The sequence below is a fragment of the Pedobacter sp. BG31 genome (assembly GCF_042464845.1).
Lineage (GTDB): Bacteria > Bacteroidota > Bacteroidia > Sphingobacteriales > Sphingobacteriaceae > Pedobacter > Pedobacter suwonensis.
Genome location: NZ_JBHNZK010000012.1, coordinates 147,428 through 169,859 on the forward strand (window position 1 = coordinate 147,428; position 22,432 = coordinate 169,859).

General features: G+C 39.4%; 18 protein-coding genes. 8 read left to right on the top strand and 10 right to left on the bottom strand.

Annotation, left to right across the window (positions count from 1 at the left end; genetic code table 11):
* The first annotated feature begins 361 nt into the window (after positions 1–361).
* The 4 genes from ACFE6N_RS15340 (at position 362) to ACFE6N_RS15355 (ending at position 2,798) form a co-directional block, all read left to right on the top strand.
* Positions 362–1,477 (top strand): acyltransferase family protein, encoded by a 1,116-nt coding sequence (locus ACFE6N_RS15340; RefSeq protein WP_378937828.1) that lies wholly within the window; start codon positions 362–364, stop codon positions 1,475–1,477.
* A gap of 186 nt (positions 1,478–1,663) precedes the next feature.
* Entirely contained in the window at positions 1,664–1,915 is a 252-nt protein-coding gene (locus tag ACFE6N_RS15345; RefSeq protein ID WP_378937830.1) for a hypothetical protein, read from the top strand.
* A gap of 158 nt (positions 1,916–2,073) precedes the next feature.
* Positions 2,074–2,244, top strand: coding sequence for a quinol oxidase subunit 4 (locus ACFE6N_RS15350; RefSeq protein WP_378937833.1), 171 nt, complete (start codon positions 2,074–2,076; stop codon positions 2,242–2,244).
* 83 nt (positions 2,245–2,327) lie between these two features.
* Positions 2,328–2,798 (top strand): DinB family protein, encoded by a 471-nt coding sequence (locus tag ACFE6N_RS15355; protein WP_378937835.1) that lies wholly within the window; start codon positions 2,328–2,330, stop codon positions 2,796–2,798.
* Between the two features lie 361 nt (positions 2,799–3,159).
* On the opposite strand, the gene ACFE6N_RS15360 is transcribed toward ACFE6N_RS15355, so the two are convergent.
* The 8 genes from ACFE6N_RS15360 to ACFE6N_RS15395 form a co-directional block, all read right to left on the bottom strand.
* Positions 3,160–4,128: a helix-turn-helix transcriptional regulator gene (locus tag ACFE6N_RS15360; RefSeq protein ID WP_378937837.1), complete on the bottom strand. Its 969-nt coding sequence runs from the start codon at positions 4,126–4,128 to the stop codon at positions 3,160–3,162.
* 261 nt (positions 4,129–4,389) lie between these two features.
* Positions 4,390–4,767, bottom strand: a complete 378-nt coding sequence (locus ACFE6N_RS15365; protein ID WP_378937839.1) for a hypothetical protein — start codon at positions 4,765–4,767, stop codon at positions 4,390–4,392.
* A gap of 377 nt (positions 4,768–5,144) precedes the next feature.
* Entirely contained in the window at positions 5,145–6,275 is a 1,131-nt protein-coding gene (locus tag ACFE6N_RS15370; RefSeq protein WP_378937841.1) for a sensor protein KdpD, read from the bottom strand.
* A gap of 373 nt (positions 6,276–6,648) precedes the next feature.
* Positions 6,649–7,719: a porin gene (locus ACFE6N_RS15375; RefSeq protein WP_378937844.1), complete on the bottom strand. Its 1,071-nt coding sequence runs from the start codon at positions 7,717–7,719 to the stop codon at positions 6,649–6,651.
* A gap of 199 nt (positions 7,720–7,918) precedes the next feature.
* Positions 7,919–8,479 carry a K(+)-transporting ATPase subunit C gene (locus ACFE6N_RS15380; protein WP_378937846.1) on the bottom strand — a complete coding sequence of 187 codons (561 nt, stop codon included), beginning with the start codon at positions 8,477–8,479 and terminating at the stop codon, positions 7,919–7,921.
* Between the two features lie 118 nt (positions 8,480–8,597).
* Entirely contained in the window at positions 8,598–10,625 is a 2,028-nt protein-coding gene (gene kdpB, locus ACFE6N_RS15385) for a potassium-transporting ATPase subunit KdpB (RefSeq protein WP_378937848.1), read from the bottom strand.
* Positions 10,626–10,753: 128 nt separating this feature from the next.
* Positions 10,754–12,472, bottom strand: coding sequence for a potassium-transporting ATPase subunit KdpA (kdpA, locus tag ACFE6N_RS15390; protein ID WP_378937850.1), 1,719 nt, complete (start codon positions 12,470–12,472; stop codon positions 10,754–10,756).
* 37 nt (positions 12,473–12,509) lie between these two features.
* Positions 12,510–12,587, bottom strand: coding sequence for a potassium-transporting ATPase subunit F (locus ACFE6N_RS15395; RefSeq protein ID WP_090988330.1), 78 nt, complete (start codon positions 12,585–12,587; stop codon positions 12,510–12,512).
* A 426-nt stretch (positions 12,588–13,013) separates the two neighbouring features.
* Between ACFE6N_RS15395 and ACFE6N_RS15400 the strand changes: the two genes are divergently transcribed.
* On the top strand, positions 13,014–15,590 hold the full coding sequence (locus ACFE6N_RS15400; RefSeq protein ID WP_378937852.1) for an alpha-L-arabinofuranosidase C-terminal domain-containing protein: 2,577 nt from the start codon (positions 13,014–13,016) through the stop codon (positions 15,588–15,590).
* A 131-nt stretch (positions 15,591–15,721) separates the two neighbouring features.
* Here ACFE6N_RS15400 and ACFE6N_RS15405 read toward each other — a convergent pair whose 3' ends face one another.
* Positions 15,722–16,687 (bottom strand): phosphatidylinositol-specific phospholipase C, encoded by a 966-nt coding sequence (locus ACFE6N_RS15405; protein WP_378937855.1) that lies wholly within the window; start codon positions 16,685–16,687, stop codon positions 15,722–15,724.
* A gap of 174 nt (positions 16,688–16,861) precedes the next feature.
* Between ACFE6N_RS15405 and ACFE6N_RS15410 the strand changes: the two genes are divergently transcribed.
* From ACFE6N_RS15410 to ACFE6N_RS15420, 3 genes are read left to right on the top strand one after another with little or no spacing between them, the layout of a single operon-like run.
* Positions 16,862–18,046 (top strand): glycosyltransferase family 87 protein, encoded by a 1,185-nt coding sequence (locus ACFE6N_RS15410; protein WP_378937858.1) that lies wholly within the window; start codon positions 16,862–16,864, stop codon positions 18,044–18,046.
* Positions 18,043–18,975, top strand: coding sequence for a glycosyltransferase family 2 protein (locus ACFE6N_RS15415; protein ID WP_378937860.1), 933 nt, complete (start codon positions 18,043–18,045; stop codon positions 18,973–18,975). The genes ACFE6N_RS15410 and ACFE6N_RS15415 overlap by 4 nt, the downstream gene beginning before the upstream one ends.
* Positions 18,976–19,755: a polysaccharide deacetylase family protein gene (locus ACFE6N_RS15420; protein WP_378937862.1), complete on the top strand. Its 780-nt coding sequence runs from the start codon at positions 18,976–18,978 to the stop codon at positions 19,753–19,755.
* Between the two features lie 159 nt (positions 19,756–19,914).
* On the opposite strand, the gene ACFE6N_RS15425 is transcribed toward ACFE6N_RS15420, so the two are convergent.
* A complete protein-coding gene (locus ACFE6N_RS15425) occupies positions 19,915–21,684 on the bottom strand; it encodes a S8 family peptidase (protein ID WP_378937864.1) in 1,770 nt (589 codons plus the stop codon).
* Positions 21,685–22,432: the final 748 nt, after the last annotated feature.

Here is a 22,432-nt window from a genome sequence, read left to right on the forward strand (position 1 = left end):
GGCACAGCTACAGATTGGCGGACAGGCTTCTCCATGTGCATGTTCAGCTTTAGTATGACCACTTTGTACCATGCTTTCGGTTTGAAACTTTGAAACCATGTCTTCCTTGTCCTGGCAGGGCATTAGGCCCAGAAGGATCAAATAAAGAGAAAAAAGGAATACAAAGTTTTTCACCAAGGGCAAATGTAATGATTTAAGTTTTTAATTTACAAAGCTGGTTTTATTATCTACATCCTGTTTTGATCGTTAAAAATGATAATCTCTTCATTGACTACATACGTTACGTATCATTATAGATGCAAAGTGATGTGGCAAGGAATGTTGGCTATTTTTATGGCTTACCTTTTTTTAAAGCCTTTACATGAATATTAAACCGGGTAATGAGTTAATTACCAAGCCGCACTACCCTATACTGGATGGTCTGCGGGGTATTGCTGCTATAATCGTTGTTACCTTTCATTTAACCGAACCGCTTGGAACTGGCCACCTTGACATCCTGGTGAACCACGGCTATCTTGCGGTAGATTTTTTCTTTTTGTTATCGGGTTTTGTGATGGGTTATGCTTATGACGACAGATGGAATAAAATGAGTGTCGGCAGTTTTTTCAAGCGCCGTATCGTACGTCTGCAACCCATGGTCATTTTGGGTATGACCCTTGGCGCTATCGGATTCTATTTTACAGACTCTGCCATATGGCCGCTCATTCATACCGTACCGCTGTGGAAGATGTTACTGGTATTGCTGATCGGTTATACCATTCTGCCCATACCACTATCACTTGACATACGTGGCTGGCAAGAAATGCATCCGATGAACAGTGTAGGCTGGTCGTTATTTTTTGAATACGTAGCCAATATTCTTTATGCGGTATGGATCAGCAAATTTTCAAAAACAGCATTAAGCATCTTAGTAGTGATCGCAGCCATTGCATTGGCCCATCTGGCCATTACCAATGGAGATGTAAGTGGTGGCTGGACATTAAACGTAGAACAGGTACGTATTGGTTTTACCCGGACCATGTACCCTTTCTTTGCAGGTTTATTGCTTTCCCGCGTTGCGAAGCCTGCCAAAATTAAAAATGCTTTTTTATGGTGCAGCTTATTAATTGCACTGATACTTTATATGCCCCGCATTGGTGGCGCTCAGCATCTTTGGATGAATGGGTTATATGAGTCGATATGTATCATCATCGTTTTTCCACTTATTGTGTACATTGGTGCCAGCGGCGTATTGCAAACAAAATCGGAGTACAAGATATGCAAATTTCTGGGTGATCTATCCTACCCGCTTTATTTGGTGCATTATCCTTTGGTTTATTTTTATGTGGCCTGGATCAGTAACCATAATGGCATTACCATTATAAAGGCCTGGCCATATGCTTTAATCATTTTAATAGGAAGTGTTGCTTTAGCCTATGCCACTTTAAAGTGGTATGATGAACCAGTCCGTAACTGGTTACGAAAAAAGTTTGCATAACCTGAGTATCATTCTTTGAATCTCGTTACCAAAAGCCGTAACGTTAGGTACAGTTTTAAAATTACGTTTTCGGATAGGTGATTTCCCAATTTTTTAAAACGCAAATCAGGATGCTTGTGGCACCAATTATTTATATTTGGCATATTGACCGGAATCATTAACTAAAAAACGTACTAACTCACCAAAATGGAAACGAAAAAACTATCAGAATTAACGGACCAGGAATTACTGCAGGAAGCAAAGAAAAAGAAGTCGGCAGCCGTGATGAATGCATTGTTAATAGGGTTTCTGGCTGGCATTATATTTTTTAGCGTGGCAAAAAATACATTAGGCTTTTTAACACTCATCCCTTTGTTTTTCATCTATAAACTGGTTAATAATTCTAAATATAATAACAGCGAATTAGAAAACCTTTTAAAAGAAAGAGGACTGAAATAGATGGAGAATTAAACCGCATATCCTGATCATGTCCTGAAAGCTTTAAACTCATAATGAGGGTTTAGTGGTAGCTACCGCTCTGTATAGTTTCAACAAGCTTAACACTACTAATCGGAGGGAAAACCTCCATTTGGCACAGTTATCGCTCTAGTATGATTATGAAAAAGATATATCTTATGGTAACCTTATCGGTAATGCTGCTTTCCAGTGCCTGTTATAGCACAAGAACAGCCGGCAACAGCGGAAAAGTGCCGCCGGGGCAGGCTAAAAAAGGTACCGCTTCCAAATCGGCCAGACCATTTGCTCCGGGGCAACAAAAAAGAAATTAAAAATGAAATATTTAATCTTTTTTGAGTGACAGGCAGTTGTCATAGGCTGGTTTTAATTTTGTTCTATTAAATAATATAACAAAATGTCAGCAGTTATGATTACCAAAAGCGAATTACTACAACACTGGTTAGGTCACCGAAAGCTAACCCGAAAAACCATTGAAAAATTTCCGGAAAAAGAATTATTCGAATTCTCAATCGGTGGAATGAGACCATTTTCAGCATTGATTAAAGAATTGCTATCGATTGATGTTCCGGGTTTAAAGGAAATGGTAACGGGAGAAACTTCACCTTTTAGTCATGATCTTCCGTTGCATACCAAAGAAGAGTTACTAACGAAATGGGATGAGGATACTACCAAAATTGTAGCATACTTTAATCAAATAGATGAAGAACAGCTTCACGACACCATAAAATTGTTTGGAATGTATGAGTTTACCATCATTAGTCACCTCTTATATTTCATCGATAACGAAATACACCACCGTGGGCAGGGCTTTGTTTATTTGAGGGCATTAGGTATTGAGCCTCCATTTTTCTGGGATAGGTATTAACCTGAGTTCGATTAATAATATTGCCTCTCTGTAGCTTATATCGACTCTTTAATTAAGATGCCGTCACCCTGAATTCATTTCAGGGTCTTTCCCGCTAAAAAGATGCTGACCACGGAGTAGCTACAAGACCATTGAAAATATTATTTCTACTTGTAAAACAAGTTCAGCATGACGAATCGGTCGGAGACGAGTCGTTTATAAGGCAGTATTTTAATTAAAGAATTATCAAGTTCAGGTTATTAAATAAAAAACTGTATTATGATATAAAATTGTCATCCTGAGCTTGTCGAAGGACTTCTTTTAGATTTCTGATAAAGTGTTTCGACAGGCTCAACGTGACAAATTCCAAGCGAATTATAATTTATAAGATAGCCCCTTTGTTTTTTATCCTTTTTAAACCAGATTCCATGATTTCTACCAGTTCATGATTTAAATGGGCTGGCTCTATAATTTCAGCTACATCAACGAATTTAATAAACCATCGTACAAAAGAAACAACAGAGAGGGAACAATCGAAATACATCAACACAAAATCATCCGAAATTTCCTCTTCCCTGAATCCGAAAATCTGGCGGTCCCAGTATAGGTAGTGGGCGTACTTCCGATCTACCCTGAGTTCGATTTTCGTTTTGTTTTCAGACAATCCTTTATCGCGGAACTCATGAATTGGCGGGTGTGAAATGGTAAGATTTTCTTCAAGTACCGAAACTTTTTTAATCCTGTCCAACCTAAAATTTCGGTAATCTTTCCTTAAATGGCAATAGGCCAAAAGATACCAGAAACCATGTTCATAAAATATACCTATAGGTTCTACAGATCTGCCAACGGGATAAACATCACTACTTTTGAGGTAATCGATGCGGGTTATCTTCTTTTTTAACGTGCTATTGAGCAATACATCGATAATGTTGGGCAGGTAATCATTGGATTTAAAATCATTTTTAAGATGTACGGTATCTTCTAAATGCAGAAAATCTTTTTTTTGATGCACCTGGAAAGAGCTTTTTATTTTGATGAGTGCGGCATCAAAATGTTTTTTAACAAATTCTGTTTCATGTTTCTGCATCACTTTTTCAGCAACCATTAAACTGAGAATTTCTTCCTGGCTAAACCTGGATGGCTGTAACCTAAAACCTTCCATAATCGAATAACCACTTCCCGGTTCGTTTACGATCGGTATTCCGGCCATCTCCAGGGCCTTTAAATCCCTATAAATCGTCCTCAAACTGATTTCGAACCGTTTTTGTAATTCTTCCGCAGTAACTACAGATTTAGATTGTAAAAGAAAAAACAGCTGTAATATCCGGTCAAATCTTTTGGTAATATCCATTCCTTAAAAATGCAGTTTAAATTTCACAGCTAATTTAATCTGTTTGCCCTTTAGCAGGAATTCAGATTAATTTAACCGCATTGCAAATTTAGGAAATATGATGACAGCCTTATGGCAGTAGCAACTTATGTTTTATAGATTAAGGGAGGTGATTCAAGCCTTATAGAATATAGGTAGATCAAAGACAATTGCAATTTATACATTTTCACCACATTTGCTTATGTCCTTTTTCCTGTTTTAAAACTATTGAATAAAACGATGTTACTCATTAATCATCATTTTTGCTGTTTTAAGTTGCGTAGCCAATAACACGCCGCCAAGTGCCGCCGTTAAGAAAATACCTTCATAAATCCACAAGGGTTTTTTCTTTTTAAAACCCTTGTAAAAAGTGTGCGCAGCTATTATTCCAAGGCCAACAAACTCAATATTGCGCTGCACTTGTTTTGATGCATCTTTGTTTTTAATTAAAGCAAGACGCAACAGCTCATCTATTAAACTGATGTTTTTAGAAACACCTTTCCTGATCTGTCTTTTACTTGCCGGAGCCCCTAATTTCTTTGCTGCACTTTGTAAACCTGTAGTGGTAATCTCATTAATCAGACGTGTTTTCGTATCATTTCTTTCCATATCGCTTTTCATAGGTCCTATTATTTTAACCCCACACAAAAGATATAGTTTTGATAAATTTGAGAAAAGTAGAACTGTGGATATACGACAAGAGTAAGATAAAGCTGATGATAAGCCGATTAGCGGCCTGAAATCTTCAAGACCAAATCCAGCAATTTAATGTATACTGATGGAATCCTGAAAACAACCACAGCTGCGAAAAAACTACCGTGCCACACGGCAGAATGCACTCATAAAATAAAATTTTATTTAAATAAAGGTATTTTCTAGAATCAACCGGTCTAATATCAAACAAGATACCAGGCAAACGGTAATTAGGCAGCTATAAAGTTTCTGCGCCTTACGATTTTATAAACTGGAAGCTAATCTTAAGACATGGAGTAAATTTTTCATGATAAAATCACCAGATCAATATCCTTCATGGCCAGATTTTTTAACAGTCCGTTAAATACCGGTGTACGTAAAATTACCTGAAAAATATTAAGATGGGGCTTACCGATACATATCGTTGTAATTTCCTTTTCAGTAGCAACATCAATGATGGTTTCGGTAATGGCGTTACTTTTAATTTTAATGACTTCGGCACCCAGTTCGGTAGCCAGTTTAAAATGGTTGATCAAATGGCGCTGCTTGTCCAATTTAATGCGCTCCATACTTTCGTTCTCGCGCTGCACATACAATACCATCCATGGCGATCGGTAATAGGAAGCCAGTCTTGCTGTTTTGCGGATCACTATTCCCGCAGTTTCGGCATTAGATGAAATACAGGCCAAAAAACGTTCGGGCCTGAGCTTAATCGATTTGGGAATTTCAGTCTGGATTTTCCGTTCTACCTGATGCACTACTTCTTTTAAAGCCAGTTCGCGCAATTGAAGGATTTTATCAGACTGAAAAAAGTTAGCTAACGCTCTTTCAATTTTTGACTGCTCATAAATTTTGCCTTCTTTAAGGCGGGTAACCAATTCGTCAGCAGTAAGGTCGATATTTACGATTTCATCGGCAATTTCTAATATCTTATCCGGGATCCGTTCGGTAATGGCAATACCAGTAATCTGCTCAATTTCTTCATTAATACTTTCCAGGTGCTGAATGTTTACTGCAGAAATAACGCTGATCCCCGCTTCGAGCAGATCGAAAACATCCTGCCAGCGTTTAGTGTTTTTACTGCCCTCAACATTGGTATGGGCGAGTTCGTCCACAATCACAATTTCGGGATGGCGGTTCAGGATCCCCCTGAGATCCATTTCCTCTATTTCCTTGCCCCGATAAAAGATTTTCCGTCTTGGAATAATCGGCAAGCCTGCAACAAGTGCTTCGGTTTCCGCCCTTTTATGGGTTTCCACATAACCGATACAGACATCTACACCATTTCGAAGCAAGGCATGCGATTCCTGGAGCATTCGGTAAGTTTTACCCACACCAGCACTCATGCCAATATAGATTTTAAGCTTTCCGCGCCTGGATTTTTTAACCAGGTCTAAAAAATGCCTGACCGATTCTTCTTTTTGTTCTTCTTCCACAATCTTTACCAGCTAACATTCATGATTCCTTTTTCTATTAATGTCGTAATGACTATGATCATAGCCAACGTAAATAATAAGATTATAAACCTAAAAGAAATCTTATTATAAAGCAGTTTGAAATACTTTTCTGTGGCATAACTTCTTTTTTTGCACCTGCCCTGTCTTTTTAAAGAATTTAATTTCCACATCATGAATATTCCTAAGAACGCTAAAAACAGGCTGAATATGATTTCTATGTAGGGATGCATGCTTTTATTTTTTTCGAAAATGAACGTCATCTCGACTGAAGTGCAACGGAATGGAGAGATCTGTATCGAAAGATTTCTCGACTCCGCTTTGCTCCGCTCGAAATGACGAAAGCTTTGGTATGCTAAAACGATACCGCAATACTTGCCGTTAAACTTGCATTGCCGTTAACCGCAGCACCTTCTCTTGCAAATATTTTGTCTTTGCTATCATAGGCTTTTCCCTCCAGCCTTACAACAGCATTGGCTATTGGCGAATAATCAAGATTTAAAGAATAACCTTTGGTTTTAAAACCCTGTGGCGTGCCAGTTGGAATAAAAATGCCGTTTTTATCCTCATAATATTCAAACCTTCCGGCAATGGCCCATTTTGGTGCAAACTTGTATTGTGCAATAGCTACCGGAGAAATGACTTCATTTTTATCACTGCTGCCTTTTTGCTTTTGTTGCGTACCATAATCAAATCCAAGGGTGATGCCAAATTTATCGGTTAGCTGGAAGATGCCATAAAGGTTGTGGTAAAACCGATTAACCCGAACTGAATCAACACCTTCCGTTCCAAGATAATTACTATAGTTTACTGTAATTTTATCTGTAGGTTTCCAGGTAAGCTGAAGTCCACCGGCAGGTTTATTGTTTCCATTCTGGCGGCTAATGCGCTGCCATCCGTTCAGGTATAGTGCGCTAGCCGTAAATTTACCATCTTTGGTACCATAGGTAATTTTTGCACCCGATTCATAGTAAGGTGTATTTTCTGAAGAAATATTTCTGGTCAGCACCCAACAATCTTTTGAAACTGCGCTTTCGAAACCAATGTGCGACGAAAAGACTCCGGCATCGACCCAAAGATTTTCTGTTTTGGATAATTTTATCCCGGCATTGGCCTCCAATATATTTTTTAAAACCCCAGGCTCGGCAGCCAGGTTGGCATTTGTATAAGTTCCGGCCATAACAGCTAAATTAGCCCTGATCATTCCGTTGTCATAAGCAGCTTTGATGAAACCCAGGTTCAGGTTTACTTCGTTTGCGCGGTTATGCGAATATATAAAACCAGGACGGTTATGGTCTGCAGGTTTGTTAAAATCATATCCGTAATAAGCTTCAAGATAACCGCTTACTTTAATTTTAGGTTCTTCCTGTGCTTTTGCAATAAATCCTGTAGTGAGTGTAGCAGCAAGTAATAGTAATTTTTTCATTTATCTGATTGTTTTATATTGGGCAAAGCCTAAGGCCCAGATTTCTTTGACACCAGGCCTTAATGCATTACCGTTGTTATTGTTTTTTGAAATTGTTTGTTAATAAACCGCCGTCATCTCGACTGGAACGCAGTGGAATGGAGAGATCTTTAAACGAGTGATTTTAGATCTCTCCGCTACAGTCGAGACGATATAAAAACTAAAGCGCATCAAGGGCAAGATTTAATTTTAACACATTTACTGACGACGGGCCAAATACCCCCATAAATGGTTTCAGTGTATTCATGGCCACCAGTTCTTTTACCTTTTTCACATCGATTTTACGTGCCGCAGCAACCCTGTTAACCTGAATCGCAGCGCCTTGTTCCGAAATATTTGGGTCAAGTCCGCTTCCTGATGCAGTAACCATATCGGCGGGGATATCAGATTTTTTGATACCAGGGTTATATTTCAATAAAGTATCAATACGGGATTGCACTTCTTTTAAATAATCAGGATTTGATGGTCCTTTGTTAGAACCTGCAGAACCCGCTGCATTATAGGCCACAGCCGATGGCCTTCCCCAGAAATATTGCGGTTTAGTAAACGACTGGCCCAATAAGGCATAACCTACTGTTTTACCATTTTTGGTGATTTTTTCTCCACCACCATTTCCTTTAGACATTTTGCCAATAAAGGCTACACTAATGGGATATATAACGCACAACAATACCAATAGTACTAATGTTAAGCGGATAGATTGAATGATGTACTTTTTCATCTTTTTATTTTTTAAATTTTTTACTCCGTTTGTCATTCCCAACCTGATCCGATAGCTATCGGATGGGAATATTAAAGCGCCTCTCCGTTAAGATTCTTCGCTGCGCTCAGAATGACATTTATACAAACAGGCCAACCAATAAATCAATTATTTTAATCCCGATAAACGGGGCTACTACCCCACCAATACCGTATATAAACAGGTTTCTGCGTAATAAAGCAGTTGCGCCGATGGGTTTATAAGCCACACCTTTTAAAGCCAATGGGATCAGGATCGGGATAATGATGGCGTTAAAAATCACCGCCGACATGATTGCCGATTCTGGCGAATGCAAGCCCATAATATTCAGACTTTGCAGCGCCGGAATTGAAGCGATAAACAGGGCCGGAACAATGGCAAAATACTTGGCCACATCATTTGCAATGGAAAAAGTGGTTAATGTACCGCGGGTAATCAACAATTGTTTACCGATTTCTACAATCTCAATCAGTTTGGTCGGATCGTTATCCAAATCAACCATGTTACCAGCTTCTTTCGCGGCTTGTGTTCCGCTGTTCATGGCAACACCCACATCGGCCTGTGCCAAAGCAGGCGCATCATTGGTACCATCTCCCATCATCGCTACCAGCTTACCAAGGGTTTGTTCATCTTTAATGTAATTCATTTTATCCTCAGGTTTGGCCTCAGCAATAAAATCATCCACACCCGCTTTATCTGCAATGTATTTAGCGGTCAACGGGTTATCTCCGGTTACCATCACTGTTTTTACCCCCATTTTCCTTAAGCGTTCAAAACGTTCGCTGATGCCGGGTTTAATAATATCCTGTAATTCAATTACGCCAAGGGCTTTTTCATTTTCAGCTACCACTAAAGGTGTACCTCCATTGGTGGCTATGGTTTTTACATGGTTTTCAATATCAGAAGGAAAATGATTTCCGGCTTTTTGCACCATGTTCCTGATCGAATCAAAAGCACCTTTTCTGATCCTTTTACCATCGGCAGTATCTAGTCCGCTCGAACGGGTTTCAGCAGTAAATTTGATAAAAACAGATCCTTCTGGCGTTCCGGTAGATTGAACACCCTGTTCGGCGGCCAGTTCAATGATTGATTTTCCCTCAGGAGTTTCATCTGCCAAAGAACTTAATACACAGGCATCTGTAAAAGCTTTAATGTTTACGCCTGCAGTTGGATAAAAATTGGTGGCTTTACGGTTACCGATGGTAATGGTTCCGGTTTTGTCTAATAGCAATACATCAATATCGCCTGCTGTTTCAACCGCTTTACCCGATTTGGTAATTACGTTTGCCCTTAAGGCCCTGTCCATTCCGGCAATACCAATGGCAGATAAAAGTCCGCCGATAGTAGTTGGGATCAGGCATACAAAAAGCGAAATCAACGCGGCAATGGTGATCGGTGTATTGGCATAATCAGCAAAAGGTTTCAGGGTTACGCATACAATGATGAATACCAGTGTAAAACTGGCCAGCAGAATAGTTAAAGCAATCTCATTTGGTGTTTTCTGACGTGATGCACCTTCAACCAAAGCAATCATCTTATCTAAAAAACTTTCTCCCGGAGCTGTACTTACCTGAACTTTAATCTCATCAGATAAAACTTTTGTTCCACCGGTTACCGAAGACTTATCACCTCCTGATTCGCGGATGACCGGAGCAGACTCACCCGTAATGGCCGATTCATCAATAGTAGCAATACCTTCAATAATCTCTCCATCCGTTGGAATCGTATCGCCTGCTTCACATATAAATACATCACCTTTTTTTAACTGGTTAGAAGAACGGATTTCGATCGTTCCATTGTCCAGAAGCACTTTTGCTGGTGTTTCTTCTCTTGTTTTACGAAGGCTGTCGGCCTGTGCCTTACCTCTTGCCTCTGCAATGGCTTCAGCGAAGTTTGCAAACAAAACGGTAAGCAATAAAACTAAAAAGATGAAGAAGTTGTATAAGGGCGATCCTTGTCCGGTATGGCTGAAAGAGTATACCGTAACATAAGCCATGATCAGCGTTCCGATTTCAACGGTAAACATGACGGGGTTCCTTACCATCACCCGTGGATCAAGCTTGATAAAAGATTGTTTTAGCGCGGTCTGCACCAAGGCAGGTTCGAACAATTTATTATTGGGTTTCATTTTTTTTATTTGTTATGTGATATCACAGATTTTATTGATTTCACAGATTATAGTTTGGTTTGTCATCCTGAGCTTGTCGAAGGATCTTTGATAAATCATTTCGACAGACTCAATGTGACAACTTTCAATTATTTAAGCATGGTAAAGTATTCTGCCAGTGGACCTAAAGCCAGGGCAGGGAAATAAGAAAGTGCGTTTAAAACAATGATTACCGCAAAAGTCATCAGTGCAAAGGTTTTGGTATCTGTTTTAAGTGTACCGGCCGATTCAGGAATAAATTTTTTGGCCCCCAGTAATCCAGCGATGGCAACCGGACCGATAATTGGCAGGAAACGCCCCAGGAAGATCACTATACCGGTAGATAGATTCCAGAATATATTATTATCTCCCAGCCCCTCAAATCCGGAACCGTTGTTGGCATTAGATGAAGTCATTTCATACAGCATTTCAGAGAAGCCATGGAAACCAGGATTATTGAGCCAGTTTTTAGGCTGAACAGCCCATGCAGCATTGCCATAATTGGTGAATATATAACTTGCGATTGCAGTTCCGGCAAGGATTAAAAACGGACTCAACAAAGTAATAATGGCTGCAATTTTGATTTCTCTGGCTTCTACCTTATGGCCCAGAAACTCCGGCGTTCTGCCCACCATCAGGCCTGAAATAAACACGGCAACAATCAGGTAAATGAAGTAATTTAATAAACCAACACCACAACCTCCGTAGAATGAGTTGATCATCATCCCCAATAACTGCCAGGTACCCGACATTGGCATGGTACTATCGTGCATGCTGTTTACGGAACCTGTAGAAATAATGGTAGTTACGGTTGCCCAATAGGCAGAGGCAGCCGGACCGAAGCGCACTTCTTTACCTTCCATAGCCCCGGTTGTTTGTGAAATACCTATTTTGGCTAAGGCTGGATTCCCGCCTAGTTCTGAACTAAGCATAGGAAGCAGCAGCATAAATAAACCAATGGTCATCACCCCAAAAATGGTCCAGGCCAGTTTTTTCCTGCGGATAAAATAACCGAAGGCAATTACCATGGCAATCGGAATAATAACCTGTGCAATAAGCTCGACCATATTGGTAAAATAACTCGGGTTTTCGAAAGGATGTGCCGAATTGGCTCCAAAATAACCTCCGCCATTTGTACCTAAATGTTTAATAGCGATCATTTGAGCAGCTGGTCCCCTCGAAACATTAACGGTATCGCCTTGCAATGAAATGAATTTATCTTTCCCATCATAACTGGCTGGTGTACCATTAAAGGTTAAGATCAAAGCCATTATAAAAGATAATGGCAGCAATAAACGTGTAATGGATTTCACAAAAAATTCCCAGAAATTACCAAGCTCGGTTGTTGTTTTATCTCTAAATGCTTTAAAAAGCACCACTGCAGCAGCAATACCTGTTGCCGCACTTACAAACTGAAGAAACATCAACACGTATTGCTGGGTAAGGTAACTTACGCCACTCTCGCCAGAATAATGTTGTAGATTACAGTTGGCAACAAAGCTGATAATGGTGTTAAAAGCCAGATCAGGCGCCATTCCAGGATTCCCATCCGGGTTGAACGGAAGTTTATCCTGAAAGATAAGTACAAAAAATCCATAGAACAACCATAAGACATTAATGGTAAGCAGTGCTTTCAACTGCTGTTTCCAGTTCATCTGTTCTTTGATATTGATTCCGGAAAGCTTGTAAATACCAGCTTCAACTGGTTTCAAAAAATCTGTCCAGACTTTTTCTCCTGCAAAAACCTTGGCCAGGTATTTACCTAGAGGTATAGCAATAACCAGGGTGAGCAGAAATGTGGCTATAATGCCTGTTAATTCAGTATTCATTTTTTAATTTGTTAAATCTCCATTGACGGAGGAAGGATTAAAATTTTTCGGGTTTGATCAGCACGTAAATCATATAGATAAATACGGCGACGGCGATCATAAATAATGCGATCATAGTGTTAGATTTTTTCGAACCAGTTTATTGATTTGTAAGTAGCCCAGCAGAGCAGCACCAGGATTAAGAAAAATAATATTGTCATGATTGTAATGATTTTACAGGCCAGTAGCCAACTCTTATACCAGAAAAGAGAACACACACTTAAATAACTGATAATTAATACCTTAAATAACAATCATCTGCTTTAACCTTAAACAGGCATTAAAAAACCCTTCCATTTTGGAAAGGTTTTTTTCATATTGGTATCGGTTATACGCGCTTACTAAGGTATTTCTCTGTAATAGAATCAAAATAATAATCGTTATAATGACGATTATTATTTAATTTAGAAAAAATTCTAACCAAAATCATCACTTCTGAGCAAGCCCGGATCGTTTTGCTGCTGATGCATTGTTGAATTTAACGACTAAATTTTAACAGAAAATGAAAAGAAAGTTTTGGCTTTTTGCCGCATTCATCTTCGTGGCTGCAAATGTATTGGCCATCAACAAAAAAATAGCTAACGAGCCTGATTCGGCTTATTTATTCGCTTACAATGCCAACGGACTTCGGTTTGCCTGGAGTTTGGATAAACAGAACTGGACGCCGATAGGAAATGATTATACCTTCTTAAAGAGTGATTATGGCCGATGGGGAAGCGAGAAAAAAATGATAACACCTTTCCTTATTCAGGGTAAAAACGGACTGTGGGTATGTATCTGGAGCCTGAATAACCATACCTTACAATTTGCAACTTCAACTTCTGAAGATCTGATCAGCTGGAGCCCGCAAAGCTACCCCTATGTAAATCAGGGTAAGAATGTTTTACGTCCAGTTATTGCCTATAACCGTAACCTTGATGAATATACCGTAACCTATGCGGATGCTGACGAAAAGTATTTTCAAACCAAAACCAAAGACTTAAGCCATTACAGCCCTATAAAAGAAGTGCCCGCGTCAACTTATCATGACCTGCTTACCGCTGTTAATCTACCCCATGCTGGTAAGGGTCAGGTGTACCGTTTGCCATGGAAAGTTATTTTGGGTTTGAAAAAAACATATGAGTTAAAGGATTACAAAAATAAACAGAATGGAGAGACAACTAAAGATGATGCCGTGCGTTTTGCAGGTCTTAAAAATGTGGAGGCCAGGATAACTTTCCAACCTGATCAGACAAAGCCGATCAGCAACATGCTAACAGGTGTATTTTTCGAAGATTTAAATTATGCGGCTGATGGAGGATTGTATGCGGAACTGATTCAAAACCGGGATTTCGAATATCACCTTCGTGATAAAGAGTATAATGATAAAAACTGGAACAGCAGTTACGCCTGGACATTGAAAGGCGACCGTGCAACAATGAAAATAGATTCGGTTTCGCCAATCCATCCCAATAATCCGCACTATGCAGTTTTGGATATTCCTGTTGCCGGGGCATCTATCCTAAATAGCGGTTTTGATGGAATAACAGTAAAAAAAGGCGAAACTTACGATCTTTCACTATCGGCGAAATTACTGGATACAAAAAGGATGAATCTTGAGGTAAGGCTGGTAAGTGACAAACTAGGAATTTTGGCCAAATCAAATTTAAATATTACTTCAAACAACTGGAAAACAGCAGCTTCAAGTTTAGTGTCTGCTGCAGATGCAAGCGATGCAAAACTCGAAATTGTGATGGTTAACCAAGGGCGTATTGCGATTGATATGGTTTCATTATTTCCAAAAAAAACATTTAAGGGTCGCAAAAATGGCTTGAGGCCGGATTTGGCACAAGCCATTGGAGCTATACATCCGCGTTTTGTACGTTTTCCGGGAGGTTGTCTTGCCCACGGAGATGGTATTGCCAATATTTATAAATGGAAAAACTCCATCGGACCTTTAGCGGCACGCAAACCAGACCGAAATCTTTGGGGCTATCATCAAACCATGGGGCTTGGTTATTATGAATATTTCCAGTTTTGCGAAGATATTGGTGCTGCACCCGTTCCCGTTATAGCTGCTGGTGTACCTTGCCAAAATTCAGCCACAGGTGGTGGTGGCCAGCAGGGCGGTATACCAATGAGTGAAATGGGGCAATATATACAGGATATTGTAGATTTAATTGAATACGCCAATGGAGATGTAAAAACTGAATGGGGGAAAAAACGTGCCGAAGCAGGGCACCCCAAACCATTTAACCTGAAATATATTGGCATTGGTAATGAAGACCAGATTACAGAGGTATTTGCTGAACGGTTTACGATGATTTACAATGCCTTAAAAAAATCGCACCCCGAAATTACAGTTATTGGCACTGCAGGTCCATTTTTTGAAGGAACTGACTATGAAGCCGGCTGGCAAATTGCATCAAACCTTGATGTACCGATAATCGACGAACATTATTACCAGTCGCCAGGCTGGTTTATCAATAATCAGGATTTTTACGATAGTTATGATCGCGCTAAATCTAAAGTTTACCTGGGCGAATATGCGGCAAGTTTACCAGGTGGTAACAGGACAAACCTGGAAACCTCGCTTGCCGAGGCCTTGTATCTCCTTTCACTTGAACGCAATGGTGATGTGGTGAGCATGGCCTCTTACGCCCCGCTTTTAGCCAAAGAGGGCCATACCCAATGGGATCCTGATCTGATTTATTTTAACAATACAGAAGTAAAACCTACTATAGGCTACTTTGTACAACAACTATATGGACAGAATGCCGGAGATGAGTATATTCCATCAACTGTGGTACTCTCTTCGAATCAAGAAAACGTGAGGAAACGGATAGCCTGTTCAATGGTTAAAGATGCTAAAACCGGAGATTTAATCGTTAAAATGGTCAACCTGCTTCCGGTAAATGTAAACACCTCATTTGATTTCAATCAGCAACAGCTTGGGAAAAATGCTTTTAAAACCGTACTTTCCGGCAACCCGAATGACAAGAGAGCTGTTCCGGTTGTGACAAAAATTGATTCTGAAGCAATCAGACAACTGGAGCTGCCGGCTTATTCATTTACCGTTTTAAGATTTAAAGCAAAGTAGGATAATAGGAAATATCCCCTCCTTTACAATTTTTGCGATGTAAAATACTATTTCATTAAGGATGCACTTTATCTGATTAGACTGTGCATCCTTTTTTAGTGAAACTGAACCATTAAATCGCTTCGTTAATATTAAAAATTGGTATTAACAATTGATTGGCTTCTGCCCGAATCAATAAAGTCAAGTGCAACAATTCCAAATTTCCCATGGGTATTGTTGGCAAAAAATGTGGTAATTTTTGGATTGATGAAATTCGATACCGTTGTAATACTTGGGATACTGAATATACCTGCCTTATAACCACTCGCATAGTTGAGATAAAGCCTGTTAGCGGCATCATTTTTTGCTTCATTTAATAGCGTTTCTACTTTTGTCCATTTGGTATTCACATCATTCACATTGTAAAAATCCTGAACTTTTAAATTTGCCGCGTTATTGATCTCAAATGTAGTATTATCGGCCCAGGCCGTAGCGTCAATTCCTTTTGGCGATGATGCGGAGAACCTTCGCAAAAGTCTTATTTTCCCACGGATACTTCCCAAAGTAGGAATGTTGTTTCCTAAATCCCATTTTGATGGATTTTGCTGAACATAACTGTCAAAGGTTTGCTCGAATGACCTGGTGTTATTTGCTGGCGTATGTTCTTCTTTTACACTCATGATGATGAATTCGGTTGGATGGCTGTTGAGGAAATTGATACAGGCATTCAGCACGTCATTAAAATTAAGATTTTGATAAATGGCTCCATGATGAATGGCAAAAGCGTTGTCTATGTGCCTGCAGCGGATATCCAGATAACGAACGCCAGCATTTAACTGATCGGCAATGCTCAGGTTCTGGCATTTTGCAGTGCCTGAAACAGGTTCGATCGTAGCGCCGGAATCGTGCGTACCTGGGATAGAAATGAGTGCTATGCTGTTTTGATCGGCAAGTACGCTCATCCAGTTATTAAGCGAAAAACTTGATAAAGCCGCGTTTGGATTTACATTTTCTTTAAGTTTTGGTCCGGAAAATTTTTCAGTTTCTTGTTGTTCTTTTTTACAGGCACTAAAGGTTAGCACCAAGGCCACAAAAAGTGGTAGTTGTAATTTTCTCATAGTTTTTTTTAAGATTGATGATTTATTTGGTTCAGCTTAATAAAACTAGTAAAATGATTTACTAAATCGATATTCCATCAATAATTTCATAATTAATTAATATTGGCTCGCTGTTCCGGATGATCTATTTCGTATTGACGTAACGAAATAGTTATATTGCGGCATTAAATCATAATGAACATTTTCACAAAAAATAACCTCAGCAAACTGTCTTCGTTACTTTTAAAAAAGCAATGTGTATTTGCTGTTTATCTCATACTGGCTTTGGTAGCTGGTTTTAAACAATACCACCACCATTCTTACAATAATTATCTGATCTTCAAATATGTTTACTGGCATACTGTAGACTTGCAGAATCTATATAATAATTATCCCGAATACCAAGACAGTAACCATTACGGGCCTGTATTTTCTGTTTTCATAGCGCCTTTTGCCTTATTGCCTGACGGCCTGGGTTGTATATTGTGGAACATCGCTAATGTAACCATATTACTTTGGGGCATTTACAGCCTCCCCATATCCCTTGACAAGCGAACAATAATAGCATGGATCTGTGCACATGAAACCTTAACCGCGCTCTTCAGTTTCCAGTTTAACATCGCCCTGACTGGATTAATATTGCTTAGTTTCTCTTATCTGATCAAAAAGAAAGAAGTACAATCTGCTTTTTTTATTGCCTTAGGCACACTGATTAAACTTTACGGAATTGTTGGACTGGCATTTTTCTTTTTCACCAAAAATAAGTTAAAATTTATTTTAGGCTGCTTTATTGCATTTGCGGGGTTGTTTGCCTTGCCAATGGTTATTTCCTCGCCGGCTTTTGTCATGCAATCCTATAGCGACTGGTATCATTCTTTAGCCCATAAAAATGATTTAAATGCCTCGTTAACTTCTTTTCAGGATATTTCTTTAATGGGAATTGTGAGGCGTATAACCGGTAATATCAACATTCCTAATACACCTTTTTTGCTAGGCGGATTAATATTATTTGGTTTGCCTTATGTCCGTATCAATCAGTATAAACATCTAGGTTTTAGGTTAATGTTATTGGCTTCGACATTGATTTTTACGGTGATATTTAGCAGCGGTTCCGAATCGCCAACTTATATTATCGCTTTTGCAGGGGTTGCCATTTGGTTCATGCTGCAGCAGAACCCAAAAAATGGATGGACCATTGGCTTATTTATCTTTGCGTTTATATTAACCAGCCTGTCTCCAACGGATATTTTCCCAAGGCCGGTTAAAGAATTTATTCGTCTATATTCGCTTAAAGCCCTACCTTGCGTCATCATTTGGCTAACTATAATCTACCAAATGATGAAAGAAGATTTTGAGTCTTATCTGATTACCGATAAATGAACAAGTTAGTTTCTATAGTAATTCCTGCTTACAACGAAGCCGATAATATTTTTGTCATTGCAGAAAGTATTAAACAAGTTTTTTCAACCATCAATTATGATTACGAAATAATATTGGTAGATGATGGTAGTGCCGATCATACGCTCGAAAAGATTAAAGATTATGCATCAACAGCAAGTAATATCTTTTTCCTTGAATTTTCTAAAAATTTTGGTCATCAACTGGCTGTTAAGGCAGGCATGGATCATGCTTTTGGCGATTGTGTAATTTCGATGGATTGCGATATGCAACACCCCCCAGAACTGATTCCCGATATGATTGCAAAATGGGAAGCGGGTTATGAAGTGGTTTACACCATTCGTGAAGAAGATAAAAATCTATCTAAAGGTAAGAGAAGCTCATCAAGCCTGTTTTATAAAGTATTAAACTGGCTTTCTGATATCGATTTAGAGCCTGGAGCAGCAGATTTCCGTCTGCTCGATCAGCGGGTGGTTAATGTTTTCCGTAATTTTCATGAAAATGAGCCATTTCTTCGAGGTCTTGTAAAATGGCTGGGTTTTAACCAATATGCTATTAAATATAATCCGGCGGCACGTTTTTCAGGTAAAAGTAAATACACCCTCAAAAAAATGCTTAGGTTAGCCTTGCACGGCGTTACTTCTTTTAGCATCAAGCCGCTCTACACCGCAGTTTACCTGGGTTTTATCCTGTCTTTTGCCTCTGTGCTTTATGTGCCTTACATTATCTACGCCTTTGTAAACCATGTAGAAGTTTCTGGCTGGGCATCCGTAATTATGACGATTGTTTTTTTTGGAGGTCTACAGCTCATCATCTTAGGTATTATAGGCATTTACGTAGGCAAAATGTTTATGCAAACTAAAAACCGCCCTAATTACATTATCCGTTCAACCAATATTCAACAAAAATAAATGGTACTGTTAAGTTTTGATATCGAAGAATTTGATATGCCTTTCGAGTATGGAAAAGATATTTCTTTTGAAGATCAGATTGCCATTTCGAGGGCAGGTACCATTGCCATTTTAGATATTTTGGATAAATACAGGGTGAAGGCTACCTTTTTCTGCACCGTTACCTTTGCAGAAAATATTCCCGATCTGATTAAAAGGATTACCGAAACCGGACACGAACTCGCTTCGCACGGGTATTATCATTCTAACTTTAAGCCAGAACATCTGCTTCAATCAAAATTAAAACTAGAAGAACTTTCGGGCAAAGAAATTACAGGTTATCGCATGGCGAGAATGATGCCAGTTGATGAAAAGGAGATTGAAAAGGCCGGATATACCTACAATACTTCTATTAATCCAACTTATTTGCCCGGACGCTACAATAACTTCAATATTTCGCGAACACATTTTATCAAAGATAACGTTCTGCAGATTCCTGCTTCCGTTAGTCCGGTGATTCGTTTCCCGCTATTCTGGCTTTCTTTCCATAACCTGCCCTTAAGTATTTACAAAACCTTAGCCACCTGGACCTATAAAAAAGATAAATACCTGAATATTTACTTTCATCCATGGGAATTTACCGACTTACGTGATTTTGAACGCTTTGGTTTCCCTGGTTACGTGAGGAAGAATACGGGTGTGAAAATGATTAAGCGCATGGAAGCGCTTATTTCATGGATGAAAGCAAAAAAATACCCATTTGGCACTTTCCAGGAATTTATTAAAACCCTGAATTCTTAGATTTTAAGGGTATTGTCATTTCATTTTTGGGCAGCAACCAGCGTGTTTAGCCCCGGGCGAAGCGACATCCCCGAACGCGCAGCGAAGGGATACAGCGGAGCACGGGAACAAGCCTAAATAGCTGCAATGCCCCTGCGCTTCACAAACTAAAAACCTGTCTTATTTATACGTCTCTGCCAATTTCAGCGCGTTATAGGCATTAACAATCCCACCACTCACACAAATTTCACTAAAAGGTACACGGGTGTTTTCGCCTCTTTCATTTTTATACTTCACCTTATGGGCCACTTTAGAAACCGATTTCATAATAATTTCCCTTACCTGTGCCGGCTTTAAATCGGGATAATAACTTAAGATCAGTGCCGCCAAACCCGCCACCACAGGCGAAGCCATGCTCGTTCCGTCAGCCTCTTCATATTTATTATCAGGAATCGTTGACTTAATTAAAAATCCGGGAGCAAACACATCTACAGTATATTTACCATAATTGGAGAAACTGGCTTTCAGATTATCATCATCTTTATAGGCACTGGCACCTACTTCAATCCAATTATTGGCATGAGGAAGATTAAACTTTGCAGAGTCTATTGGTATAGGTTTTACGAATGTAGATCGGTTATAAGGTGGCCTCATACCCATTCCATTATTTTGTGCCATAGGTTTCGGTGGCGTAAAATCTGGCTTGCCCGGCTTTTTATTGGCTTCTTTATAGGCGTCTGCCTCTTTACTGTCAAAAAATTTATTGGGAAAATTTTCTTCCAGATCATTATTCTGATTATCATTTCCGGCTGCATGCACTAGCAATACCCCTTTAAGTTCAGCATATTTTACCGCAGAATCTACCGCTTTTTTATCCCACTTATAACTTTTCCCAAAACTCATGTTAATTACCTTCGCACCATTATCTACGGCATATCTGATGCCGTTGGCTACATCTTTATCACGTTCGTCGCCTGTAGGTACTACCCTGATGGCCATGATACTGACATGATTGGCTACCCCCATGATACCTATCGAATTAGTACGATCGGCGCCAATAATTCCTGAAACATGCGTACCATGAAAAGCATCCGGACCTTTAACATCGCTATTTCCATAATTCTTTTGGTAAGCATTGCTGTAGTCATCGCCAACCAGTTCTGCGCGCATGTCATATTTAGGATTTAAGTTATACTTCAACATCGCGTCGTATTGCTTATACCCCTCTTTAATACTCTTATAAAATTTCTCGAAACTTCCATCTTCCCTTGCACCTTTCCTGATAATTGTTTTTACCTGCTCTTCAGTTTCATCATCAGCTTTGTAGCGATCCACATCATCCATTGTTGGGATTTCCTTTTTACTGATTTTAGCTACCGTATCCAAAACTTTGTTAATGGCAATCAATACTGAAAAGGTATTACTGGCATCTTCATATTTTTTGCCAAAATCGCCCACCATTTTTTTATACAGTTTAAATTCTTCCTTTTGTGAGCTGTCTAATGGTGTTAAATTGGTTGTCGACTGATATTTCGGCGTATAAATTCTTAACAAACGAACGAGTTCCAAATTATCGAACTCCAGGTTGCCCTTTTTAGAGCCAATAAAATTCCAGCCATGAATATCATCAATATAACCATTGCCATCATCATCTATTCCATTTCCAGGAATCTCTTTTTTATTTGTCCATAAAACACCTTTTAGATCAGGATGAGCAGTATCTACACCACCATCGATTACGGCTACCACAATATTTTGCTTAGGTTTTTTATCTTTTAAAAGTTCGCGATAAGCCTTCTCTGTACTGATACCGAAATATCCATTTTCCAATAAATCGAGGTTAAACCAATTTGCGGGGAGTTGTACATTCTTACTTTGTGCAAAAACATTAAAATTTAAGCTCAAAATAATAGCGAGAAAAGTTAATTTCTTAAGGTTTACATTCATCATCATCATATGTACGTATTACTACAATAATACGGTTTTATTACTTTCAGGATGAAAGTTTTCACATCTTTTAACAAGCGTATTTGATCTATTTTGGAGCGCAGTTTCTGTGCTTTTGGGTCAGGTACCGTCCCGCCGCTTTTTGATGGGAAAGATTGAAGATGTAAAACGAATGATGGAATGGTCTCTGCGTAGATCAGCGTTTTCTGCGGGAGCACAACCTTAACTTTTCTCAACTTCTTAATGGTTTAAATACCTCTGGGTCTTGGAGCGCAGTGTCCCGAGCATTTGGGATAGGTCCCGTCCTGCTGTACGCTATATCCTTTTGGAAACCTAATTTTTTAAACAATTTTTCTTAGCCAAAAGGGATGCCGCTCCCATCAGGGCTATTTTAGCCAGGACATAACATAAAAGACGGAAGATGTAAAACGGATGATGGAATGGTCTCTGCGGAGATCAGTGTAATCTGCGGGGAACAAAGCTTAGCGCCCTAAGCCCTTAATGCCGGGAAACCGCTGTGCGCTCTGCCCTTTGCGGATAAAACACCCTTATAATGGAAGAATCTAAAACGGATGATGGAATGCTTTCTGCGGAGATCACCGTAATCTGCGGGAAACCGCTATGCGCTGTGCCCTATGCCCTCTGCTCTTAAAACAAGAAAGCCCTTCAACATTACTGCTGAAGGGCTTCTCTTTAAGATCTGGCACCGACCTACTCTCCCACGTGTTACCGCAGTACCATCGGCTCTGGT

Bases quoted from the DNA above. Each gene is read 5' to 3' on its own strand.
- ACFE6N_RS15340 (WP_378937828.1), top strand. From the start codon at position 362: ATGAATATTAAACCGGGTAATGAGTTAATTACCAAGCCGCACTACCCT.
- ACFE6N_RS15345 (WP_378937830.1), top strand. From the start codon at position 1,664: ATGGAAACGAAAAAACTATCAGAATTAACGGACCAGGAATTACTGCAG.
- ACFE6N_RS15350 (WP_378937833.1), top strand. From the start codon at position 2,074: ATGAAAAAGATATATCTTATGGTAACCTTATCGGTAATGCTGCTTTCC.
- ACFE6N_RS15355 (WP_378937835.1), top strand. From the start codon at position 2,328: ATGTCAGCAGTTATGATTACCAAAAGCGAATTACTACAACACTGGTTA.
- ACFE6N_RS15360 (WP_378937837.1), bottom strand. From the start codon at position 4,128: ATGGATATTACCAAAAGATTTGACCGGATATTACAGCTGTTTTTTCTT.
- ACFE6N_RS15365 (WP_378937839.1), bottom strand. From the start codon at position 4,767: ATGAAAAGCGATATGGAAAGAAATGATACGAAAACACGTCTGATTAAT.
- ACFE6N_RS15375 (WP_378937844.1), bottom strand. From the start codon at position 7,719: ATGAAAAAATTACTATTACTTGCTGCTACACTCACTACAGGATTTATT.
- ACFE6N_RS15380 (WP_378937846.1), bottom strand. From the start codon at position 8,479: ATGAAAAAGTACATCATTCAATCTATCCGCTTAACATTAGTACTATTG.
- kdpB (WP_378937848.1), bottom strand. From the start codon at position 10,625: ATGAAACCCAATAATAAATTGTTCGAACCTGCCTTGGTGCAGACCGCG.
- kdpA (WP_378937850.1), bottom strand. From the start codon at position 12,472: ATGAATACTGAATTAACAGGCATTATAGCCACATTTCTGCTCACCCTG.
- ACFE6N_RS15395 (WP_090988330.1), bottom strand. From the start codon at position 12,587: ATGATCGCATTATTTATGATCGCCGTCGCCGTATTTATCTATATGATT.
- ACFE6N_RS15400 (WP_378937852.1), top strand. From the start codon at position 13,014: ATGAAAAGAAAGTTTTGGCTTTTTGCCGCATTCATCTTCGTGGCTGCA.
- ACFE6N_RS15405 (WP_378937855.1), bottom strand. From the start codon at position 16,687: ATGAGAAAATTACAACTACCACTTTTTGTGGCCTTGGTGCTAACCTTT.
- ACFE6N_RS15410 (WP_378937858.1), top strand. From the start codon at position 16,862: ATGAACATTTTCACAAAAAATAACCTCAGCAAACTGTCTTCGTTACTT.
- ACFE6N_RS15415 (WP_378937860.1), top strand. From the start codon at position 18,043: ATGAACAAGTTAGTTTCTATAGTAATTCCTGCTTACAACGAAGCCGAT.
- ACFE6N_RS15420 (WP_378937862.1), top strand. From the start codon at position 18,976: ATGGTACTGTTAAGTTTTGATATCGAAGAATTTGATATGCCTTTCGAG.
- ACFE6N_RS15425 (WP_378937864.1), bottom strand. From the start codon at position 21,684: ATGATGAATGTAAACCTTAAGAAATTAACTTTTCTCGCTATTATTTTG.